Annotated in this window: 22 protein-coding genes and 1 tRNA gene; 5 read left to right on the top strand and 18 right to left on the bottom strand. The window is 73.5% G+C overall.

Going from position 1 to position 20,477, the window contains the following annotated elements; genetic code table 11:
* On the top strand, positions 1-296 hold a 296-nt coding region (locus EAH89_RS28195; protein ID WP_206667713.1), incomplete at its 5' end, for a hypothetical protein.
* A 50-nt stretch (positions 297-346) separates the two neighbouring features.
* Here EAH89_RS28195 and EAH89_RS28190 read toward each other — a convergent pair.
* Together EAH89_RS28190 and EAH89_RS28185 are read right to left on the bottom strand one after the other, a co-directional pair.
* Positions 347-649 (bottom strand): hypothetical protein, encoded by a 303-nt coding sequence (locus tag EAH89_RS28190; protein ID WP_140887034.1) that lies wholly within the window; start codon positions 647-649, stop codon positions 347-349.
* Positions 650-881: 232 nt separating this feature from the next.
* A tRNA-Ser gene (locus EAH89_RS28185) sits at positions 882-971 on the bottom strand.
* A gap of 214 nt (positions 972-1,185) precedes the next feature.
* Between EAH89_RS28185 and rplU the strand changes: the two genes are divergently transcribed.
* From rplU to obgE, 3 genes are all read left to right on the top strand, one after another.
* Positions 1,186-1,500 (top strand): 50S ribosomal protein L21, encoded by a 315-nt coding sequence (gene rplU / locus EAH89_RS28180; protein ID WP_140887033.1) that lies wholly within the window; start codon positions 1,186-1,188, stop codon positions 1,498-1,500.
* A gap of 36 nt (positions 1,501-1,536) precedes the next feature.
* Positions 1,537-1,821 (top strand): 50S ribosomal protein L27, encoded by a 285-nt coding sequence (gene rpmA / locus EAH89_RS28175; RefSeq protein ID WP_140887032.1) that lies wholly within the window; start codon positions 1,537-1,539, stop codon positions 1,819-1,821.
* Positions 1,822-1,896: 75 nt separating this feature from the next.
* Positions 1,897-2,898, top strand: coding sequence for a GTPase ObgE (gene obgE / locus EAH89_RS28170; RefSeq protein WP_140887031.1), 1,002 nt, complete (start codon positions 1,897-1,899; stop codon positions 2,896-2,898).
* A 30-nt stretch (positions 2,899-2,928) separates the two neighbouring features.
* Here obgE and EAH89_RS28165 read toward each other — a convergent pair whose 3' ends face one another.
* From EAH89_RS28165 to EAH89_RS28140, 6 genes are read right to left on the bottom strand one after another with little or no spacing between them, the layout of a single operon-like run.
* Entirely contained in the window at positions 2,929-4,038 is a 1,110-nt protein-coding gene (locus EAH89_RS28165; protein WP_140887030.1) for a 5-methyltetrahydropteroyltriglutamate--homocysteine S-methyltransferase, read from the bottom strand.
* Between the two features lie 22 nt (positions 4,039-4,060).
* Positions 4,061-4,771, bottom strand: a complete 711-nt coding sequence (locus tag EAH89_RS28160; RefSeq protein WP_140887029.1) for an ABC transporter ATP-binding protein — start codon at positions 4,769-4,771, stop codon at positions 4,061-4,063.
* The gene (locus EAH89_RS28155) at positions 4,764-5,543 is read right to left on the bottom strand and encodes an ABC transporter ATP-binding protein (RefSeq protein ID WP_140887028.1); all 780 of its coding nucleotides are present in this window, start codon (positions 5,541-5,543) and stop codon (positions 4,764-4,766) included. The genes EAH89_RS28160 and EAH89_RS28155 overlap by 8 nt, the downstream gene beginning before the upstream one ends.
* Positions 5,540-6,466: a branched-chain amino acid ABC transporter permease gene (locus tag EAH89_RS28150; RefSeq protein WP_140887027.1), complete on the bottom strand. Its 927-nt coding sequence runs from the start codon at positions 6,464-6,466 to the stop codon at positions 5,540-5,542. Before EAH89_RS28150 ends, EAH89_RS28155 begins: the two co-directional genes overlap by 4 nt.
* The gene (locus tag EAH89_RS28145) at positions 6,466-7,332 is read right to left on the bottom strand and encodes a branched-chain amino acid ABC transporter permease (RefSeq protein WP_140887026.1); all 867 of its coding nucleotides are present in this window, start codon (positions 7,330-7,332) and stop codon (positions 6,466-6,468) included. The genes EAH89_RS28150 and EAH89_RS28145 overlap by 1 nt, the downstream gene beginning before the upstream one ends.
* Before the next feature lie 3 nt (positions 7,333-7,335).
* Entirely contained in the window at positions 7,336-8,511 is a 1,176-nt protein-coding gene (locus EAH89_RS28140; protein WP_140887025.1) for an ABC transporter substrate-binding protein, read from the bottom strand.
* A 174-nt stretch (positions 8,512-8,685) separates the two neighbouring features.
* On the opposite strand from EAH89_RS28140, the gene EAH89_RS28135 reads away from it, so the two are divergent.
* The gene (locus tag EAH89_RS28135) at positions 8,686-9,906 is read left to right on the top strand and encodes a methyltransferase (RefSeq protein WP_140887024.1); all 1,221 of its coding nucleotides are present in this window, start codon (positions 8,686-8,688) and stop codon (positions 9,904-9,906) included.
* Between the two features lie 5 nt (positions 9,907-9,911).
* Here the strand turns inward: EAH89_RS28135 and EAH89_RS28130 are convergent, their stop codons facing one another.
* From EAH89_RS28130 to fliK, 10 genes are all read right to left on the bottom strand, one after another.
* Positions 9,912-10,676, bottom strand: coding sequence for a nucleotide-binding protein (locus tag EAH89_RS28130; RefSeq protein WP_140887023.1), 765 nt, complete (start codon positions 10,674-10,676; stop codon positions 9,912-9,914).
* Positions 10,673-11,533 carry a flagellar biosynthesis protein FlhF gene (locus EAH89_RS28125; protein WP_140887022.1) on the bottom strand — a complete coding sequence of 287 codons (861 nt, stop codon included), beginning with the start codon at positions 11,531-11,533 and terminating at the stop codon, positions 10,673-10,675. Before EAH89_RS28125 ends, EAH89_RS28130 begins: the two co-directional genes overlap by 4 nt.
* 83 nt (positions 11,534-11,616) lie before the next feature.
* Positions 11,617-13,668 carry a flagellar biosynthesis protein FlhA gene (gene flhA, locus EAH89_RS28120; RefSeq protein ID WP_140887021.1) on the bottom strand — a complete coding sequence of 684 codons (2,052 nt, stop codon included), beginning with the start codon at positions 13,666-13,668 and terminating at the stop codon, positions 11,617-11,619.
* A 6-nt stretch (positions 13,669-13,674) separates the two neighbouring features.
* Positions 13,675-15,072: a sigma-54-dependent transcriptional regulator gene (locus tag EAH89_RS28115; protein ID WP_140887020.1), complete on the bottom strand. Its 1,398-nt coding sequence runs from the start codon at positions 15,070-15,072 to the stop codon at positions 13,675-13,677.
* On the bottom strand, positions 15,069-15,383 hold the full coding sequence (fliN, locus tag EAH89_RS28110; RefSeq protein WP_241667249.1) for a flagellar motor switch protein FliN: 315 nt from the start codon (positions 15,381-15,383) through the stop codon (positions 15,069-15,071). The genes EAH89_RS28115 and fliN overlap by 4 nt, the downstream gene beginning before the upstream one ends.
* Positions 15,380-16,018: a FliH/SctL family protein gene (locus EAH89_RS28105; protein WP_140887019.1), complete on the bottom strand. Its 639-nt coding sequence runs from the start codon at positions 16,016-16,018 to the stop codon at positions 15,380-15,382. The genes fliN and EAH89_RS28105 overlap by 4 nt, the downstream gene beginning before the upstream one ends.
* Positions 16,019-16,040: 22 nt before the next feature.
* Entirely contained in the window at positions 16,041-17,039 is a 999-nt protein-coding gene (fliG, locus tag EAH89_RS28100) for a flagellar motor switch protein FliG (protein ID WP_456306540.1), read from the bottom strand.
* Positions 17,036-18,769 carry a flagellar basal-body MS-ring/collar protein FliF gene (gene fliF / locus EAH89_RS28095; protein ID WP_140887017.1) on the bottom strand — a complete coding sequence of 578 codons (1,734 nt, stop codon included), beginning with the start codon at positions 18,767-18,769 and terminating at the stop codon, positions 17,036-17,038. Before fliF ends, fliG begins: the two co-directional genes overlap by 4 nt.
* A gap of 211 nt (positions 18,770-18,980) precedes the next feature.
* Positions 18,981-19,646: a flagellar hook assembly protein FlgD gene (locus EAH89_RS28090; protein ID WP_140887016.1), complete on the bottom strand. Its 666-nt coding sequence runs from the start codon at positions 19,644-19,646 to the stop codon at positions 18,981-18,983.
* Positions 19,647-19,657: 11 nt separating this feature from the next.
* Positions 19,658-20,477: flagellar hook-length control protein FliK (gene fliK, locus EAH89_RS28085; RefSeq protein WP_140887015.1), on the bottom strand; the 820-nt coding region annotated here is incomplete at its 5' end.

The raw sequence follows: 20,477 nt of genomic DNA, 5'->3' as shown, positions 1-20,477 counted from the left end.
ATGGCCTCCTTCGAGTGCGAAGCCGCGGCGAGCTGATGGGGCAGGCGGCCCCGGCGCGCGACCACCTAGGCTGGTGGCTGATGATCCGTTGCGGCTGCGGCTACCTCGTGGACTACCCGGTCCGCCTGCTGATCGACCACTATGGCCCGGAGGCGGATTTGCACCTGATCAGCGCGCGGCTTCGCTGCCTGAACTGCAAAGAGCGGCCGGTCTCGGTGGAGCTGGTGGACCGGCCGGACCGGAGGGGTGAGGGACACGGAGGAGGGACGCCGGCGACAATCAAGCCGCTGCCTTGATCCCAGACCGTTGCACATAGGCAGGCAAGCGGATCCGCAGAACGGGAGTGTTAGCGACCGGTCTGTCCCTCAAGCATCATTGAGGCCGTAACCACCCGACAGGCTTCTTGATAACGCGCTTCGTTCCATGAGGCGCTCCCTGCAGGATGGCCCTCATTCCAGTGGTCTGAGCTACGCAACTGCGTGGCTGTCTTGTGAAGAACTCTCGATTGCCAGTGATCCGGGCAGACCCGTTCGGCGGTGGAGAATAGCGGCCCAGTCGGCTTCATATCTTTAGCAAAAAGATCGTGTTCCTGACCCAGAACGACGACGGCAACCAGTCCGGCAAGGCCGCTAAGACGCTTTGTGGTCATTATCTGCCTTCCTAAGGTGGGCGGACCCTGGTGCCCTTGGATGAGGCCGCTCGCATACCCGCTAGAGCCCAGGTTGACCACCAACCCTTCTAAGCGAGATCCGGAATGACACAACGAGTGTGGGTGGTTTGCTCGAAGGAGCAGAGTCCGCAGTCACCTAACCGCTTAGTTGTGGACCATCTTGTGGACTGCCACGTCGACTGGGCGAAAAACGGTGTTTTCGTTGAGAGGATGGCGGAGAGGGTGGGATTCGAACCCACGGTAGGGTTGCCCCTACTCCGGTTTTCGAGACCGGCCCAATCGGCCACTCTGGCACCTCTCCGGCGCGTGGCGCCCCTATAATGCGCCTCGCCGCCGGGCGCAACGCGCCCCGTGCAACGCCGAGGTTGACGGGTGGGGGGCGTGGCCGCTATAGGGCGCGCTCTCCGGTGAGGCCCCCCTTTCAGGGCGCGGGCCCCGCCGGTTCAAGCGCGACCTGGCCAGGATCAGCCCGGCCTGGACCAAACTGGCCGAGACGAGAGCGGACCCGCACCCCCATGACCTACGCAGTGATCCGCACCGGCGGCAAGCAGTACCGCGTGACCCCGAACGCCGTCCTGACCGTGGAGAAGCTCGAGGGGGAGGCCGGCGCCTCCATCACCTTCCACGACGTGCTGGCGGTGGGCGGCGACGCCGGCCTGACCATCGGCGCGCCGACCGTCCCGGGCGCGACCGTGACCGCCACCGTGCTCGAGCAGAAGCGCGGCGAGAAGGTCATCATCTTCAAGAAGCGCCGCCGCCAGAACAGCCGCCGCAAGAACGGCCACCGCCAGAACCTTACGGTCCTGCGCATCGGCGACATCGCGGCCTAACCCGAAAAGCCCCCAGAAAAGTCACGGAGACAGACCATGGCACACAAGAAGGCCGGCGGTTCCTCCCGCAACGGGCGCGACTCTGCCGGCAAGCGCCTCGGCGTCAAGCTCTACGGCGGCCAGGCCGTTCGCGCCGGCAACATCATCGTGACCCAGCGCGGCACGAAGATGATGCCGGGCCGCAACGTGCTCGTCGGCCGCACCCACTCGCTGCACGCGCTGATCGACGGCGTCGTGAAGTTCGAGCGCAAGGCCGATGACCGCGTCTCCGTCTCGGTCGACCCGCGCGCCGCGGCCCCCACGGCGATGGCCGCCGAATAAGGGCTCCGGCCCCTCAGCGACGGATGACGGGGGCCCCTCGCGGCCCCCGTTTCTGTTTTTGGATCACCCCTTCCCATGAAGTTCCTCGACGAGGCCAAGGTCTATCTGAAGGCCGGTGACGGCGGGAACGGCGTCGTCGCCTTCCGCCGCGAGAAGTACATCGAGTTCGGCGGCCCGGACGGCGGCAACGGCGGCCGCGGCGGCAACGTCATCGCCCAGGCGGTCGAGGGGCTGAACACCCTCATCGACTACCGCTACGCCCAGCACTTCAAGGCGCGGAAGGGCGGCAACGGCGCCGGCTCCGACCGCACCGGCGCGGCGTCTGACGACGTCATCCTGAAGGTCCCCGTCGGCACCGTCATCCTGGCCGACGACAAGGAGACAGTGCTGGCCGACCTCGTGGAGCCCGGCCAGACCGCGGTGCTCTGCCGCGGCGGCGACGGCGGCCACGGCAACGCCCACTACAAGACGAGCACCAACCGCGCCCCCCGCCGCGCCGATCCCGGCTACCCCGGGGAGGAGCGCTGGGTCTGGCTGCGGCTGAAGCTGATCGCCGATGCCGGCCTCGTCGGCCTGCCCAACGCCGGCAAGTCCACCTTCCTGGCGGCCACCTCCGCCGCGCGTCCGAAGATCGCGGACTACCCCTTCACCACGCTCCACCCGCAGCTCGGCGTCGTGCGCCTGAACGCGACGGAGGAGTTCGTGCTGGCCGACATCCCCGGCCTGATCGAGGGCGCGCACGAGGGCGCGGGGCTGGGCGACCGCTTCCTCGGCCATATCGAGCGCTGCGCGGTGCTGCTGCACCTCATCGACGGCACCCAGGCCGACCCCGTCGAGACCTACCGCACCGTCCGGGCGGAGCTGGAAGGCTACGGCGGCGGCCTGGTCGACAAGCCCGAGATCGTGGCGCTGAACAAGATGGACGCCATGACGCCGCAGGCGAAGACGTCCCGCATCAAGGCGCTGGCGCGCGCCATCGGCAAGGAGCCGCTGCTGATCAGCGGCGCGACGGGCGAGGGCGTGCCGGCGGTGCTGCGGGTGCTCGCCGACACGATCAAGGCCGCCCGCGGGGCGTAGCGGCCGGGGGCGGACCCCCGGCCGGCGGGATCAGACCTCGCCCCAGACCTCGCGGGCGACATCCACACAGAGCCGCAGCTTCGCCCATTGCTGCTCGACGGTCAGCAGGTTGCCCTCCTCGGTCGAGGCGAAGCCGCATTGCGGGGAGAGGGCGAGCTGCTCGATCGGGCAGTGCTTCGCCGCCTCCTCGATCCGGCGCTTCAGCTCGTCCTTCGTCTCCAGCTCGCCGCGCTTGCTGGTCACCAGGCCCAGCACGACCGTCTTGCCCTTCGGCAGGAAGCGCAGCGGCGCGAAGCTGCCGGAGCGCTCGTCGTCGTACTCCATGAAGTAGGCGTCGACGTTGATGCCGTTGAACAGCACCTCCGCCACCGGGTCGTAGCCGCCGGCCGCGATGTGCATGGACTGGAAGTTGCCGCGGCAGAGATGCATCGAGACGACCATGTCGGACGGCCGGCCCTCGATCGTGCCGTTGATGATCTCGGCGTAGCGGGCCAGCAGGTTGTCCGTGTCGTCGCCCCGCGCCTTCAGCATCGCGACCTGGTTGGGGTCGCAGAGATAGGCGATGTTCACCTCGTCGAGCTGCAGGTAGCGGCAGCCGGCGGCCGCGAAGGCCCTCATCGCGCCGTTGTAGGCGCCCGCCAGGTCCGCGAAGAAGGCGTCCATCTCGGGATAGACCGCCTGGTCCACTGCCCGCCGCCCGCCGCGGAAGTGCAGCACGGAGGGGGAGGGGATGGTCTGCTTCGCAACCGCCCCGTCCGCGTGGGCCGCGACATAGGCGAAGTCCTCCACGAAGGGATGCGGCTCGTAGCGGATCTTGGAGGTGACCTTCAGCCCGTAGGACTTCGTCTGCCCGCCCTGGAACTGGATGCCCTGGTCGGACTCGTACATCTCCACGCCGCCGAGCTTGGCGAGGAAGTCGAAGTGCCAGAAGGCGCGGCGGTACTCGCCGTCCGTCACGGCGCGGAGGCCGACGTTCTTCTGCTCGCGGATGGCGTCGACGATGCAGCGGTCCTCGACCTCGCGCACCTCGGCGTCGCTCTTCTGCCCGGCCGCCCGGGCGGCGCGGGCCTCGCGCAGCACGGGCGGGCGCAGCAGGCTGCCCACGTGGTCGGCGCGGAAGGGGGGCTTGCCGTTCGGCATGGGGCGTTCTCCTTGGTGGCGTCTAGTGCGCGTTCAGGCCGAGATGCCGGTCGAGGATCTCCGGCGCGGCCAGCATCTCGTGCGCGGTTCCCTCCGCCGCCACCCGCCCGCGATCGAGGATCACGGCGCGGTCGGCGATAGGGAGGATCTGGTGGGCGTGCTGCTCCACGATGATGGCCGTCATCCCCTCGTCCCGGACGAGGCGTCGGATGGCGGCGAGCAGGGACTGGACGATCACGGGGGCCAGGCCCTCCAGCGGCTCGTCCAGCAGCAGCAGGCGCGGGTTCAGCATGAGGGCGCGGCCGAGGGCCAGCATCTGCTGCTCGCCCCCCGACAATTCGCTGCCCAGGTTGGCGCGGCGCTCCTCCAGCCGCGGCATCAGGCCGTAGACGGCGCGGAGGTCCCAGCGGCCGGGGCGGGCGACCGCGGTCAGGTTCTCCTCCACGGTCAGGGAGCGGAAGACGTTCCGCTCCTGCGGCACCCAGCCAAGGCCGAGCGCCGCCCGCTTCTCGACCGGCAGCCGCTCCAGCGGCGTGCCGCCCAGGCGGATGGCGCCCGCGCGGCGCCGGGCCACGCCCATCAGCGCGCAGATGAGCGTCGTCTTGCCCGCGCCGTTGCGGCCGAGCAGCGCCATCGCCTCGCCCTCGCGGAGCGAGAGCGAGAGGTCCTCCAGCACCACGCCCTCGCCCCACCCGCCGGTGAGGCCCTCCACCACGAGGAGCGGCTCAGCCATGCCCGACCTCCCCCCGCCCGACTTCCATCGTGCCGAGATAGGCCTCCTTCACGCGGGGATCGCGCGCGATGGCGTTCGGCTCCCCGTCCGCCAGCACCGCGCCCTGGGCGAGCACGGTGATGCGCTCGGCGAAGCGGAAGACGAGGTCCATGTCGTGCTCGATCAGCAGCACCGCCACCTCGCGCGGCAGGGCGGAGACGGCCTCCAGCACCTCGCGGCTCTCGGCGGGCGGCACGCCGGCGGCGGGCTCGTCGAGCAGCAGCACGCGGGGGCGCATGGCCAGCGCGAGCGCGATCTCCAGCAGCCGTTGCCGGCCATAGGGCAGGGAGCCCGTGCGCCCGTCGCGCCCGGCCACGGGGAAGCGCACGAGGTCGAGCAGCGCGTCCGCCTCGCGCCGCAGCGCCGGCAGGGCGCCCACCGGCCGCCACCAGGTGCCGCCCTCGCCGGCGCGCTCCGACACGGCCAGCACCACGGCCTCGCGCGGGGAGAGCTCCGCGAAGAGTTGGTTCACCTGGAAGGTGCGGGCGAGGCCGCGGCGGACGCGCGCGTGCTGCGGCGCCGCGGTCACGTCCTCCCCCAGCAGGGCGACGGTGCCGCCGCTCGCGGGGATGGCGCCGGAGAGAAGGTTCACGAAGGTCGTCTTGCCGGCGCCGTTCGGCCCGATCAGCGCGTGGCGCGCGCCCTCGGCCACCGAGAGCGTCACCCCGTCCACCGCGACGAAGGCCCCGAAGCGGCGCGTCAGCCCCCGCGTCTCCAGCGCGGTCCCGCTCACCCGCGCGGCCCCAGCTTGCGCAGCAACCCCATCAGCCCGCCCCGCCCGAAGAGCGCGAGCGCCATCAACGCGATGCCCAGCCAGAGCTGCCAGAAGATTGGGCTCGCCTCGCTCAGCGCGTGGTGCGCGAGGGTGAAGGCGGCCGCCCCGATCAGCGCGCCGTAGAGGCTGCCCAGCCCCCCCAGCACGAGCATCAGCAGCCCGTCCGCCGAGCGCTGGAAGGAGAGGGCGTCGAGCGAGACGAAGGCGGTGGTCTGCGCCAGCAGCGCCCCGGCCACCCCCGCATAGGCGGCCGCCAGCGCGTAGGCCGCCGTCAGCCTCGCCTTCACGGGCACGCCGAGCGCCGGCGCGCGGCGCGGGTTGCCGTTGATGCCGCGCAGCGACAGCCCGTAGGGCGAGGCGACGATCAGCTTCGCCAGCCAGAACAGCAGGAAGAGCACCGAGAGGCTGTAGAGATAGGCCGTCTGCCCGTAGAGGTCGAAGCGGAAGACGCCAAGCACCGGCCAGACCTCCGCGCCCTGCAGCCCGTCCGCGCCGCCCGTGATGGCCGCCGCCTTGTTCGCGGCCTCGTAGAGCATCAGCCCGAGGCCGAGCGTCACCATCAGCCCCGCCAGCGCCCCCGAGCGGAGCACGAGCGGCGCGGTGAGCAGCCCGAGCGCCGCCGCCACCACCGCCGCCGCCAGCAGGCCCGAGATCGGCTCCCCCCAGCCGTTCTGCGCCAGCAGCCCCGCCGTGTAGGCCCCGGCCCCGAAGAAGGCGGCCTGCCCGAGCGTCACCACCCCCGCGTAGCCGACGATGAGGTCGAGCGAGACCGTGAACAGCGCCGCGATGGCGATGGAGGAGAGCAGCGGCAGCTGCTCCGGCAGCAGGAAATAGCCCGCGACCGCCACCAGCCAGGGCAGCGCGTGCAGCAGGACCCGCATCAGGAACGCGCCCTTGCCAGCAGCCCCTCGGGGCGGGCGAGAAGCAGCACGACCATGGCCGTGTAGATGACGAAGGCGCCGACCTGCGGCACCCAGTACTTCCCGGCCACGTCCAGCACGCCCAGCAGGATCGCCGCGACGAAGGGCCCTGCCACCGAGTTGGCGCCGCCCACCGCGACGACGACGAGGAAGTAGACGAGGTATTTCAGCGGGAAGTTCGGGTCGAGCCCGAGCACCTCCACGCCCAGCGCGCCCCCCAGCCCCGCGAGCCCCGAGCCGAGGGCGAAGGTGAGCGAGAAGATGCGCCCGACGGGCAGCCCCATCCCGCGGGCCACGACGCCGTCATCCACCGCCGCCCGCAGACGCGCCCCGAAGCGCGTGCGCACGAGCCCGAAATGCAGCCCCGCCGCCACCGCGCCGCAGAGAAGGATGAGGAAGATGCGGTAGCGCCCGAGGCCGACGCCCCCGACCTCCACGCGCCCGGACAGCCATTCCGGCAACTGGATCAGCTGCTGCCGCGCGCCCATCAGCCAGTCCGCGCCCGCGCCGAGCACGAAGACCAGCCCGATGGAGAAGAGCACCTGGTCCAGGTGGTCGCGCCCGTAGAGGCGAACGTAGAGCAGCCGCTCCAGCACCCATCCCAGCAGCGCCGCCGCCAGCGTTGCGGCGAGGAGGCACACCACGAAGGGCACGCCCGCGCGGTTGAGCAGCACCGCGCAGACATAGCCGCCGACCATGCCGAAGGCGCCGTGGGCCAGGTTGACCACGTTCATCAGCCCGAGGGTGACGGACAGGCCCACCGACAGCACGAAGAGCAGCATCCCGCTCGCGATGCCGTCCAGCAGGACGGTGACGGCCGCCGCCATGCGTCAGACCGCGTCCTTCACGCCCTGGATCTTGTCGAACTCGATGTTCCAGAGCTGCCCGTCGCGCCGCTCGGTGCGGCGGATGTAGATATCCTGCACGATCTCGCGCGTCGCGGGGTCGATCGAGACGGGACCCCGCGGCGAGGTCCAGGACTGGCCCTTCATCGCCTCCACCAGCTTCGTGCCGTCCACGTCGCCGTTGGTGCGGCCAAGCGCCGCCGCGAGCAGGTGCATGCCGTCCCAGCCGCCCACCGCCATGAAGTTCGGGCGCATCTCGGGGGCGACCGCCTTGAAGGCCTCGCGGAAGGCCGCGTTCTCCGGGCTCTCGTGCGCGGTGGAGTAGTGATGCGACGTGACGGCGCCGATCACGGCCTCGCCCATGTCGTTCAGGATGTCGTCGTCCAGCACGTCGCCCGTGCCGATGAGGCGGATGCCCGCCTCGCGCAGCCCGCGCTCGCTGAACTGCTTGATCAGCGCCGAGCCCTCGCCCGAGGGGACGAAGATGAACAGCGCGTCCGGCTTGATGTCGCGCACGCGCTGGAGGAAGGGCGCGTAGTCGGGGTTGCGGAGCGGGGTGCGGATCTCGCCCGCGACGGTGCCGCCGGCGGCCGTGAAGGTCTCCTTGAAGGCCTTCTCGGAATCGAGGCCTGGCGCGAAGTCCGTCACCATGGTGACGACGCTCTTGATGCCGTTCTTCGCCGCCCAGTCCGCCATGGGGCGCACCGCCTGGGGCAGGGTGAAGCTGGTCCGGACGATGTAGGGGGAGCGCTGCGGGATGATGCTCGTGGCCGCCGCCATCACCAGCATCGGCACCTTGGCCTCCGTCGCGATGGGCGCGGCCGAGAGCGCCAGCGGCGTCAGCCCAAAGCCGGCCAGCGCCCGCACGCGCTCGCGCACCACCAGCTCCTGCGCGAGCCGGCGGGTCACGTCTGGGGCGACGCCCGTGTCGTCGCGCAGCAGGATCTCGAAGCGCTTGCCGGCGACGGCGCCCGGGTTGGCGCGCAGCCAGGCCTTAATGGCGGCGTCGATCTGGCGGCCGGTGCTGGCGAAGGGACCGGTGATGGGCAGGATCAGCCCGACCTTGAACGGGTCACCCGACTGGGCGAGGGCGGGGCGGCCCAGCGTGACCGGAAGGGCCGCGGCCGACAGGATGGCGGCGCGGCGGGTAAGCTTCGTCATCGGCGTCTCTCCCAGGCCGGCACGGCCGTTCCCGTGCCCGTGCGCCTTTCTCGCCCGGCTCGCGCCCGCGCGCTAGATGGGGATCAAACCAACCGGCCCCGCGCGCCCGGGGGGACAGGCCGCCGGCGATCCTGTAGGGGAGGGGCCGCCCGCCCGCCGGACCCGGAGCCCCCGATGTCGCAGACCGCCACCCCCCCCGACCCCCGTCAGGCCGCCGCCGCCCTGGTGCGGGAAGGCGCGGCCCGCCAGGCGATCGGCGACGACCAGGGTGCCATCGCCCTCTACCGCCGCGCCTTCGAGCTCGAGCCGAACGAGCCGAACGGCCTCAACCTGCTCGGCATCATCGCCCGCCAGCGCGGCGACCTGGAGGCGGCGCTCACCCTCTCCTCCCGCGCCGTCGCGGCCATGCCGGACAGCCCCGTCTTCCTCGCCGCCCGCGGGGTGACGCTTGCCGAGGCCGGGCAGCTCGAGGAGGCGGTGACGGTCCTCGGCCGCGTCGTTGCGATGCGCCCGGCCGACGCCCTGTCCCGCCGCAACCTCGGCCAGGCCCTCTGCGCCCTCGGCCGGGTGGGCGAGGCCATGCCGCACCTGCGCGAGGCCGTGGCGCTGACCCCCGCCGACCCCGAGGCGCAGCTCGCCCTCGCCCACGGGCTGCGCGAGGCCGGCGCCCCCGGCGCGGCCGAGGCCGCCCGCCGCGCCCTCTCCGCCGGCGGCACGGTCGGCGCCCAGGCGCGCTTCCTCCTCGCCTCGCTCGGCGAGGGCAAGGCGCCGGCCCGTCCCCCGGAATCCTACGTCCGGAACCTCTTCGACAACTACGCGCCCCGCTTCGAGGCGGAGCTGACCGGCAACCTCGCCTACCGCACGCCCGAGGCCCTGGCCGACCTCCTCCGCGACGCCGGGCCCGCGCCGGACGGGACGCTGGACGTGGCCGACCTCGGCTGCGGCACCGGCCTCTCGGGCCAAGCCATCCGCCCCTGGGCGCGGCACCTGACGGGCGTGGACCTCTCGCCGCGGATGCTCGAAATCGCGCGCCGCCGCGGCCTCTACGACGCGCTGGAGGAGGAGGAGCTGGTCACCTTCCTCGCCGCGCGCCGCGGTGCCTACGACCTCGTCGTCGCGGCGGACGTGCTGAACTACCTCGGCGACCTCGCCCCCGCCCTCAACGCCACGGCCGCGGCGCTGCGCCCTGGCGGGCACGCCGCCTTCAGCCTCGAAACCGGGGAGGGCGCGCCCTACGCGCTCGGCGAGGGCCTGCGCTACCGCCACGACCCCGCCCATGTCCTCGCCCTCGCCACCGCCACCCGCCTCAGGCCGGTGGCACGAAGCGAGGCGGCGCTGCGCGAGGAGCGCGGCGCCCCCGTGGCCGGGACCCTGCTCGTCCTCCGCCGGGACTGAGCGCCTCAGGCCGCGGCGCGCACCCCCAGCAGCCCGCCGGCCAGGGACTCGAGGTCGCGCGCGGCGTTGCAGCCGGGATGGCGCGTCAGCAGCGCCGCCTGGTGCCGGATGGCGTCCCGCACCTTGGCGTCCCGCCGGACTACCCCGGCCAGCGCGACCCCGCGCCCGAGGAAGCCCCGGCAGGCCCGGTCCAGCGCGCCGTGCGTGCGCGCCCCCTGGGCCGCGTCGGTCGCGAGGTTGACCACCACGCGCGCGTCCGCGCCCGGCGCGTCCCGCGCGTGCAGCTTCAGCACGGCGTAGGCGTCGGTGAGGCTGGTGGGCTCGTCGGTGGCGACCACCAGCAGCGTGTCGCAGCCCGCCGAGAGCCGGCGCGGCGTGGGGTCCAGCCCGGCGCCGATGTCCAGCACCACGTCGTCGTAGGGGCCGCCGCGCAGCAGCGCCAGGAAGCGGTCGATCCAGCCGGGATCCAGCGCGGCCAGCCCGCCGGAGCCGGAGCGGCCGGGCAGCACCTCGAAGCCCTCCTCCCGCGCCACCACGGCGTCCCGCAGCGGAACCTGATCGGCCAACACCGCCATGAGGTCGTGGCGGATCGACAGCCCGAGCTGGACGTCCACGTTCGCGAGGCCGAGGTCGCCGTCCGCCAGCAGCACGCGCCGCCCCGCCCGCGCGAGGGCCTGGGCCAGCCCGATCGCCAGCACCGTCTTGCCCACGCCCCCCTTGCCGGAGGCGATCCCGATCAGCCGGGCCCCGTTCTGCGGGACGATGGTCATGCGGCCTCCTGCGAGGGGCGTGCGGGGCCGGTCAGGCGCGCCGACAGCCAGGCGGGGGTGAGGGGGGTGAGGCCGTCCGCCGCGCCGGGGCCGGTGCCGGCCTCGGTGAGCGCCAGAGGGCCGGAAAGCGCCGCGGCCAGCACGCCGCCGAGCCGCCGCGCGCCGTCGAGCCGCGTCGGCAGCAGGTGGCGGGCGCCGAGCGCCGCGAAGGCGCGCGCGGTCTCCGCCGCCTCCTCCGGGTCGAGGCCTGCGGGGAGGACCAGCAGCGGCATTGCCTCCGTCACGCGCAGCAGGGCGAGCAGCTGCTCCGCCTGGGCGGGGTCGAAGGGGTCGCAGCCGGCGGTGTCGAGCAGCATCGGCTGCCCCCGCGCGCGGCGCGTCAGCGCCTGGGCGAGCTGCGCGCCCGTGCCCGCCAGCGCGAGGGGGATGCCGAGGACGCGGGTGAAGGCCGCGATCTGCTCCATCGCGCCGGCCCGTTGCGAGTCCGCGGTCACCACGAAGGGCGCCTGGCCCTGCAGGACGAGGCGGGTCGCGAGCTTGGCGCAGGTGAGGGTCTTGCCCGCGCCGGGCGGGCCGACCAGGGCCAGCGGCCGGCCGGCGGCGTCCGGCACCTCCGCGAAGCGGAGCGCGGTGGCGAGGGCGGCCGCGTTGCCGGGGCCGATCCGGGACCGCAGGGCAGGGGGAAGATTGTGGCGCCCCAGCGGGTCCGGGGCGCCGGGCGCGGCGACGGGCGGGGGCGGCGGCGGAACCGGCTCCTCCGCCGGCTCCAGCGCGGCCGTCACCTCGACGCCCGAGGCGGTGCGCCGGGTGGAGAGGATGAGCGCGTCCGGACCCAGTGCCTGGCGACACTCCGCCATGGCATCTGCCATCCTGGCAGCGCGGAAGACTCGAAGCCGCATGGGTGGAGACTGGCCCTCCGGCGGTTACGAGACGATGAACACTAGACCGCGCCCACGGTGCGGATGCGGGCGCGCGGGTGGATCTCCGTCTGCGCCAGCACCGCGGTCGAGGGGCGGAAGCGCTCGATGATGGCGCGGACATGGGCGCGCACGCCGGGGCTGCACACGAGCACGGGGTTGTCGCCCTGCGCCGTCGCGCTGTCGAAGGCGTCGCGCACGCGCGTCATGAACTCGTGCAGGCGGGACGGCGCCATGGCGAGCTGGCGTTCGTCGCCCGGGCCGATGAGCGATTCGGCGAAGGCCTGCTCCCACTCCGCCGAGAGGGAGATCAGCGGCACGTAGCCCGCCGGCCCCCGCGCCGCGTCCGAGAGCTGCCGCGCGAGCCGCGTGCGCACCACGGCGACGAGGGCGGGCACGCCCCGCGCGCCGGCGGCCAGCGCCTCTTGGATGCCCTCGAGGATGGTCGGCAGGTCGCGGATCGAGACGCGTTCGGCCAGCAGCGCCTGGAGCACGCGCTGCACGCCGCCCGTGCTGATCTGCGCAGGGATAAGGTCGGCCAGCAGCTTCGCGTTCTCGGCGGGAAGGTCGTCGAGCAGCTTCTGCGCCTCGGCGTGGCTGAGAAGCTCCGGCATGTTCTCGCGCACGACCTCCGTCAGGTGGGTGGCGAGCACGCCCGCGCCATCGACCACGGTGCAGCCGCGCGCCAGCGCCTCCTCCCGCCGGTGCTCCTCGATCCAGAGAGCGGGCAGGCCGAAGGTGGGCTCCTCGCAGGGCTCGCCGGGCATGTCCGGCCGGTTGCCGGAGGGGTCGATCGCGAGCTGCATGGGAATGCGCAGCTCCCCGCGCCCGGCCTCGATCTCCTTCACGCGCACCACGTACTCGTGCGGGCGGAGATGCAGGTTGTCCTGCAGCCGGACGCTCGGCAGCACGAAGCCCATCTCCTGCGCGACCGTCTTGCGGAGGTTGCGGATCTGGTCCGTCAGCCGCGGCCCCTCGCCGGCGGCGAGCGAGAGCAGCCCGTAGCCAAGCTCGATCCGCAGGAGGTCGATCCGCAGCGTGTCGGCGATCGGCGGCTCGGGGGCGACCGCCGGTGGCGCGGCGGCGACGGCCTCGGCCGCGTCGTCCGTCTTGTTGCGGTTCCAGGCCCCGGCGCCGAAGCCGCCGGCCAGCAGCAGGAAGGGCACCAGCGGCATCCCCGGCAGCATCCCCATCATCACGGCGGCGCCGGACGCGATCCAGAGCGGCTTGGCCAGGCCGAGCTGCTGCACCATCGCCTTGTCGGCCGTGCCCTCGGTGTTGCCCTTCGTCACCACGATGCCGGCCGCGACCGAGGTCAGCAGCGCCGGGATCTGCGACACCAGACCGTCGCCGACCGTGAGCGAGGCGAAGGTCGAGATGGCGTCGAGGAAGGGCAGCCCGTGCCGGCCCGCGCCGATGGCAACGCCGCCCAGCAGGTTGATGAAGGTGACGATGAGCCCCGCGATGGCATCGCCGCGCACGAACTTGGCCGCGCCGTCCATGGCGCCGTAGAAGCCGCTCTCGGCCTCGAGGTCGGCGCGGCGCAGGCGCGCGGTCTTGTCGTCGATCAGGCCGGAGGAGAGGTCGGCGTCGATCGCCATCTGCTTGCCCGGCATGGCGTCGAGGCTGAAGCGCGCCGCCACCTCGGCGATGCGGCCCGAGCCCTTCGTCACCACCATGAAGTTCACGACGAGGAGGATGGCGAAGACGATCAGCCCCACGACCACGTCGCCGCCCATGAGGAAGCCGCCGAAGGCCGAGACGACGTGCCCGGCCGCGGTCGGCCCCTCGTGCCCGTGGGTGAGGATGGTGCGCGTGGTCGCGACGTTCAGCGCGAGGCGCAGCAGCGTGGTGAGGAGAAGGATGGTCGGGAAGGAGGTGAAATCGAGCGGCCGCTGCAGGAACAGCGCGGTCATGAGCACCAGCACCGACAGCGTGACCGACAGCGCGAGCCCCGCGTCCAGCAGCACCACCGGCAAGGGCACCACCAGCACGACGATGAGCAGGCCGACGCCGATGGCAAGCGCCACGTCGGTGGAGCCGCCGATCGTCCGCAGCCAGGGGGGCATCGTCATGCCGGGTCAGCCCATCGCGGCGTAGGGGAAGGGCGCGACCGGCATCTGCCCGGGCGCCACGGGCACGGGCGCGCCGGCCGCGCGGTACTCGTGCAGCTTGTTCCGCAGCGTGCGGATGGAGATGCCGAGGATCTCCGCCGCCCGCGTCCGGTTGCCGAGGCAGTGCGTCAGCGTCTCGATGATCAGCTCGCGCTCCACCTCCTCCATCCGTCGCCCGACAAGGGCCGCGACGCCCACCGCGCGCGCGGGCCGCGGCCCCGCCGGGGCGGCCAGGGGCGCGCCGCCAGCGCCGGCGGTGCGGGGCAGGGGGGTGTGCAGCTCCACCGCCTCGGCGCCGATCTCGTCGCCCTCGGCCAGCAGCACCGCGCGATGGACGGTGTTCTCCAGTTCCCGCACGTTGCCGGACCAGGGGTGCGACAGCAGGGCCGCGCGCGCGGCGGGGGCGAAGCGGCGGTGCGGCAGGCCGTTCGCCTCGGCGTAGCGGCGCGCGAAGTGCTCGGCGATCGGCAGGATGTCGTCGGGCCGGTCCCGCAGCGCGGGGATGCGGAGCGCGACCACGTTCAGGCGGAAGAACAGGTCCTCCCGGAAGCGGCCTCCCGCCACCTCGGCCGCCAGGTCGCGGTTGGTCGCGGCCAGGATGCGCACGTCCACCTTCACCGGCCCCGTGCCGCCGAGACGGTCGATCTCCCGCTCTTGCAGGGCGCGCAGGATCTTCGCCTGCAGGCGGGGGTCCATCTCGCCGATCTCGTCCAGCAGCAGCGTGCCGCCGTCCGCCTGCTCGAACTTGCCGCGCCGCGCCGCGACGGCCCCGGAGAAGGCGCCCTTCTCGTGGCCGAACAGCTCGCTCTCGAGCAGCGCCTCGGGCAGGGCCGCGCAGTTCAGCGCGACGAAGGGCCCCTGCGCCCGGCGGGAGTGCTGGTGGATGTAGCGCGCCAGCACCTCCTTGCCGGTGCCGCTCTCGCCGGTGATCAGCACGCTCGCCTCGGCCCGCGCGACTCCCTCGGCCCGGCGGAGCACCGCGGCCATGGCGGGGTCGCGGTGGATCGGCGCGTCGGCGACGCCCACCGCCGCCTGCAGCATGGCGGCGATCAGGTCGGCGTCGGGCGGCAGGGGCAGGAACTCCTTCGCCCCCGCCTGGATCGCCCGCACCGCCGCGCTGGCGTCGGCGTTGCGCCCGCAGGCGATCACCGGGCAGGCGATCCGCTCCGCGGCCAGCGCCGCGACCAGCCAGCCGACGTCGTGCACCACGTCGCAGAGGATAAGGTCGAACCCCTCCGAGCGCGCCATGGCGAGACCCGAGGTCACCCCGTCGGCCTGCCGCAGCCGCGCGCCGCGCGAGGTCGCGATCCGCGCCGCCTGGCCCAGCTCCGCCTCGAGGCTGCCGATGATGAGGAGGCGTGTCATCCCGCGCGGTCCGCCTTCACGATCTCCGTCATCGTCACGCCGAGGCGGTTGTCCTCGACCATGACGACCTCGCCGCGCGCGACGAGGCGGTTGTTGACGTAGATGTCCACGGCCTCGCCGAGCTTGCGGTCCAACTCCACCACGGCGCCGCGGCCGAGCTTGAGAAGCTGGCTCACCTGGAGCGTCGCGCGCCCCAGCACCGCGCTGACCTGCACGGGGATGTCGTAGACCGCGTCCAGCCCCTGGCTGGCGCCGGGCGGGCGGGGCTCGCCGGTCTCGTTGGCGGAAACGGGCTCGAAGCCGTTGGTCATGGGGTGTCTCCTGGTTCGTTCGGGCGTTCGTCGGGGGGCGGCAGCCGCAGCGCCGCCAGCGTCTCGCGGATGGCGGCGCGTCGGCGGGAAAGCGAGAGCTCGAGGCCGCCGTAGCGCCAGGCGAAGCGCGCATCGCCCTCGGGCAGGTCGGCATCGGCCTCGATCGGCAGGCCCAGCGCGCCGAAGCGCTCGCGGGCGTGGTCGAGGAGGGAGGGCGGGACGCGCAGCACCGCCCCGGCGGGCGCGTCCTGCACGGGGCCGAGCGCCTTCACCAAGGGCTCCAGCAGGGGCGCCGCCTCGCGCGCGGCGGCGCCGGGAAGGGCCGCGTCCACCACGCTCACCAGCAGGGCCGCCAGCGCGGCGGCGTTCTCGTCGCAGGCCTCCAGCGCCGCGGCGCGCGCGCCCTCGAGTTGCAGGAGCGCGACGCGCACGGCCTCGTCGCGCAGCGCGTCGCGCGACGCCTGCTCGGCCGCCCGGCCCCGCGCCTCGCCCTCGCGGAGGCCGGCGGCGTGCCCCTCGCGGCGGGCCGCCTCCAGCCGCTCCTCGATCATGGGCGGGGGCGGCTCGGCGGGGGCGGCCACGGCGGGCGCGTCCAGGTCGGGGAGGCGCAGGCCGCGAAGGCCGGTCATCAGCATGGGCGTCGATCCCCCGCGCGGCTCACGAGATCATCTGCTCCTGCCCATCCTCGAGCTGGATCTGCCCGGATGCGGCCAGGTCCTTCGCGGCCGCGACCAGCGCGGCCTGCGCCTCGTCCACGTCGCGCAGCCGCACGGCGCCGAGCGACGCGACGTCGTCCTTGAGCATCTTCGCCGCGCGCTCGGACAGGTTGCGGTAGAAGAGGTCCTTCAGCGGCTCGCTCGCGCCCTTGAGCGCGAGGGCCAGCTTGTCCTTCTCCACGCTCCGGAGCAGCACCTGCACGCCCTGGCCGTCGAGTCGCGCGAGGTCGTCGAAGGTGAACATGAGCGCCCGGATGCGCTCCGCGCTCTCGCGGTTGCGCTCCTCCAGCGCCGCCATGATCCGCCCCTCGGCCGCGCGGTCGAGGTTGTTGAAGATCTCGGCCATGACCTCGTGGCTGTCCTGGCGGTTGGAGCGCGCGAGGTTGCTCATGAACTCGGCCTTGAGCGTGCGCTCGACGCCCTCCAGCGCCTCCTTCTGCACGGTCTCCATTCGGAGCATCCGCATCACCACCTCCATGGCGAAGCCCTCCGGCAGCAGGGCGAGCACGCGCGCCGCGTGGTCCGGCTTGACCTTCGACAGCACGACGGCGACGGTCTGCGGGTACTCGTTCTTAAGGTAGTTCGCGAGCACGGCCTCGGAGACGTTGCCGAGCTTGTCCCACATGGTGCGGCCGGCCGGGCCGCGGATCTCCTCCATGATCTGCTGGACCCGCTCCTTGGGCAGGGTCTTGAGCAGCATCCGCTCGGTCGTCTCGTAAGAGCCGACGAGCTTGCCCGTGGCGCCCAGCGTCTCGCAGAACTCCTTGCAGAGCTCCTCCACGACCGAGGCGTCGATCACGCCGAGCGTCGCCATCGCGACGGAGACGTCCTTGATCTCGTCCTCGTGCAGCTTCGCGAAGAGCTTCTCGGAATGCTCCTCCGCGAGGGTGAGGAGGAGGATCGCGGCCTTCTGCGGCCCTGTGAGCGCCGACGTCGTCATGTGCTTCCTTCGGGGGCGAGCCATCCGCGGATGACCGTCAGGCCCTCATCAGGGTTGGATTCCATCAGCGCGTTCACGCGGGCGATGGAGGAGGCGCGGAGCTGGCCCTGCACCCGCCCCAGGCTCACCATCGAGTCGTCCCCGCCGATCGCGGCCTCCAGCGCGGCCAGGTCGCCGTTCGGGCCGGCCAGGGCGCCCATCGCCCCCGGGCCGCCGAGTGCAGCGCCCGCGACGCCCGGGGCGCCGACCAGGCCCGCCACGCCGGCGGCGCCGGGCGCGCCGATCGCGCCGGGGACGGCCGCCGCGCCCGGCAGCGCCGCCCCGGCGGCGCCGGCGGCGATCGCCGCCTGGGGAACCAGCGTCGCGCTCAGCCGCCGCGCCATCGGCCGCACCACGAGCAGGATCGCGAGGAGGGCGACGACCGCGTAGATCGTTGATTCGATCAGCCGGGCGATGGTGGCCGGCCCGATCCCGAGGCCGAGGAAGCCGGCATCGGCCGGGCTGTCGCCGCCCTCGGGGGTCGCGAAGCGCATGGAGACGACCTCCACGCGGTCCCCCCGCCGCTCGTCGAAGCCGACCGCGCTCCGCACCAGCGTCGCGATCCGCCCCATCTCCTCGGCGGTCCGCTCGCGGAAGGCAGGGGGCGTTCCCTCCCAGACGCCGTCGACGAGTACCGCGACCGAGAGGCGCCGCACCACCGGGTGCTCGCGGAGCGTGTTCCGCACGGTCTTGCCGATCTCGAAGTTCGTCGTCTCCTCGGACTTGCTCTCCGAGGAGCCGCCGCCCCCGCCGCCGGCCTCGGCGCCGGGAAGCTGGTTGGCGACGGAGACGTTGCCCCCCTCCGCCCCGCGCGACTGCTCCTGGCTGTTCTGGACGCTGCGCGCGACCTGGTTCTCGGGGTCGAAGCGCTCCTCGGTGGTCTGCACGCGGTCGAAGTCCATCTCGACCGTGGCCTCGGCCCGCACGCGCCCGGCGCCGAGGCTGCGCTCGAGCATCTCCTCCAGGGACCGCGCGATCCGCATGCCCTCGGCCCGGCGCATCTCCTCCTGGGTCGCGGCGGCGGCGGGACCGGTCAGCGCCTGACCGCCGCGCGCCAGCAGCTCGCCCCGGCTGTCCACGATGGAGACGTTCCGCGCCTGCAGCCCCGGCACCGCGGTCGCGACGAGGTGCAGCACCGCCTGCACGCCGTCGCGGTCGAGGCGCTGCACGCCCTGCATGGTCAGCACCACGCTCGCCTGCGCCTCTGCCTGCTGGCGCGTGAAGGCCTCGCGCCGGGGCAGCACGAGGTGGACCCGCGCCGCCCGCACCCCGGCCAGGCCGCGGATGGTGCGGGCGAGCTCGCCCTCCATCGCGCGCAGCCGGTTCACGTCCTGCTGGAAGGGGGTGGTGGTCAGGCTCTCGCCGCGGTCGAAGATCTCCCAGCCGACGCTGCCGCCCGCGGGCAGCCCCTCGCGCGCGAGGGAGAGGCGGAGGCGCGGCACCATCTCCTCGGGCACCAGGATGGTCGTGCCGCCGGCGCCCAGGCGATAGGGCACCTTCTGCCGGTCCAGCGTCGCGACCACCGCACCGGCGTCGCGCGGGTCGAGCTCGGAGTAGAGAAGGGCCATGCCGGGCTGGCCGGCGCGCATGCCGAACCAGGCAAGAAGCCCCAGCACCGCGAGCGCCGTGCCGCCCATAGCGGCGAGGCGGCCCGGGCCGAAGGCGCGAAGCTGATCGAGGAAGCCGGCCATTCAGCGGGGGCCCTTCCCGCTGGCCTGCCTGAACGAACCCGGCCCGTATGACGAAGGCCCGTATGAAAAGGGCCCGGACGAAACGGGTCCGGAAGAACCAACCCCTACCTCTCGCATCCAGCGGCCCTCTCGAGCCGGCATCCTGCCGGCCCGGCAAGGTTTGCCGGGTCGAGGTTAAGGGGGGGTTACCGGCCGCCGAGGCGGCCCGGCCCTACTTCCCGGCGGTGATGGAGCGGACCTTGTCGAAGCCGTAGGTGGCCGCGCCCATGCGGAGCTGCAGCGTCCCGTCCGCGCGCTCGGCGGCCGTCGCGGTGCCGATCACGCTGAAGCTCGTCGTGGCGCTGCCGCCGGAAGCGTCGGCGCCGGTCACCGCCACCTTGTAGGCCCCGTCGGGCATCAGCGTGCCGTCGGTGCGGCGGCCGTTCCAGGTCCAGTCCTGCGCGGCCTGGCCGAGGGTGACGCTCGCCTGGCGCACCACGTTCCCGCCGCTGTCGGTCACCGTCACGTTGGCCGTGCGTGCGCTGCCGGCCGGGGCGAGGCGCACGGTCGCGCTGCCGCCCTGCAGCGGCAGCGAGTCGCCCTGCACCTCCACGCGCTGCCCCATCAGCGGTGCCGCGGCCGTGAGCTGCGCCGCCTGCTGGAGCGAGACCATCTGCTCGAGGTTCTTGTTCATCGAGATCTGCTGCTCGACGGAGGCGAACTGGACGAGCTGGTTCGTCATCTGGTTGGTGTCCAGCGGGTCGGTCGGCGACTGGCTCTTCAGCTGCGTCGTCAGCAGGGTCAGGAAGTTGTTGAAGTTGCCCGCGAGCTGCGTGCCGGACTTGCTCGCCGCGGAGGTGGTTGCCGCGGTGGCCGCGGCGGCTGCGATGCCTGCCATGATGATCCCCTCTAGATCGCGATGTCGAGCAGGCCGAGCAGGGCCCGGCGCTGCGTGTTGAAGGCTTCGGGCGCGTCCTCGGCCGCGCCGCGCCAGGGCCCGCCCTGGCGCCCGCCGCCCTGGCCGCCCCGGCCGTCCTGCCCGTTCGGGCCCGCGCCGAAGCCGCCGCTCCCGGCGCCTCCCGCCTCCGCGCCGAGCAGCGAGAAGCTGATGCTGCGCCCGCCATCCCCGCCGATGCCGGCCCCGCCGAGCGCGCGGTCGAGCGAGGCGCCGTCGCGCGCGAGCAGCGCCAGCGTCTCGGGCCGCTCCGCCGCCACTTGCACCCGCGCGGCCTCGCCCACGCGCTCGACCGTCACCTCGACGCGCCCGAGCTCGACCGGGTCGAGGCTGACGGTGATCCTCCCCTCGGCCCCACCCCCGAGCGCCAGCGCGATGGCGATGGGCGCCACCTGCTCGACCGGGGCGACGCGGGGTGTGAGGCGCGCAGTCGGCGCGGCCTCGGGCGGCGCAGCGGGGGCCGGGACGAGGGGCGCCACAGGCGAGGGAATTGGCGACGAGAGCACCATCGGCGCGGGAAGGGCGCTCCCGGTGGCGGCAGCCGGCAGGGAGACCCCAGTCTGGACCTCGCCCGCCTCCCTCGTGCCATGCGCCCCGGGCGATTTCGCGGATCCCGCGGACTCCTCCACGGCCAAGGCCTCGCGCGGCGGCACGGCATGGGGCGCCGCGGTGCGGGCGCCGCTCTCCGCGGGCGGGGGACCGGCGCGGAGGCCGGGCCCGGCCCGCGCGGCCCTGCCGGGCGCGCCACCCCGCGGCGGCGCGTCGGGCGCGGGC

Origin of the sequence: Muricoccus nepalensis, assembly GCF_006438825.1 — a bacterium.
Taxonomy (GTDB): Bacteria; Pseudomonadota; Alphaproteobacteria; order Acetobacterales; family Acetobacteraceae; genus Roseomonas; species Roseomonas nepalensis.
The sequence above is the reverse complement of the archived record's forward strand: the minus strand, read 5'-3'. Positions and strand labels throughout refer to the sequence as shown.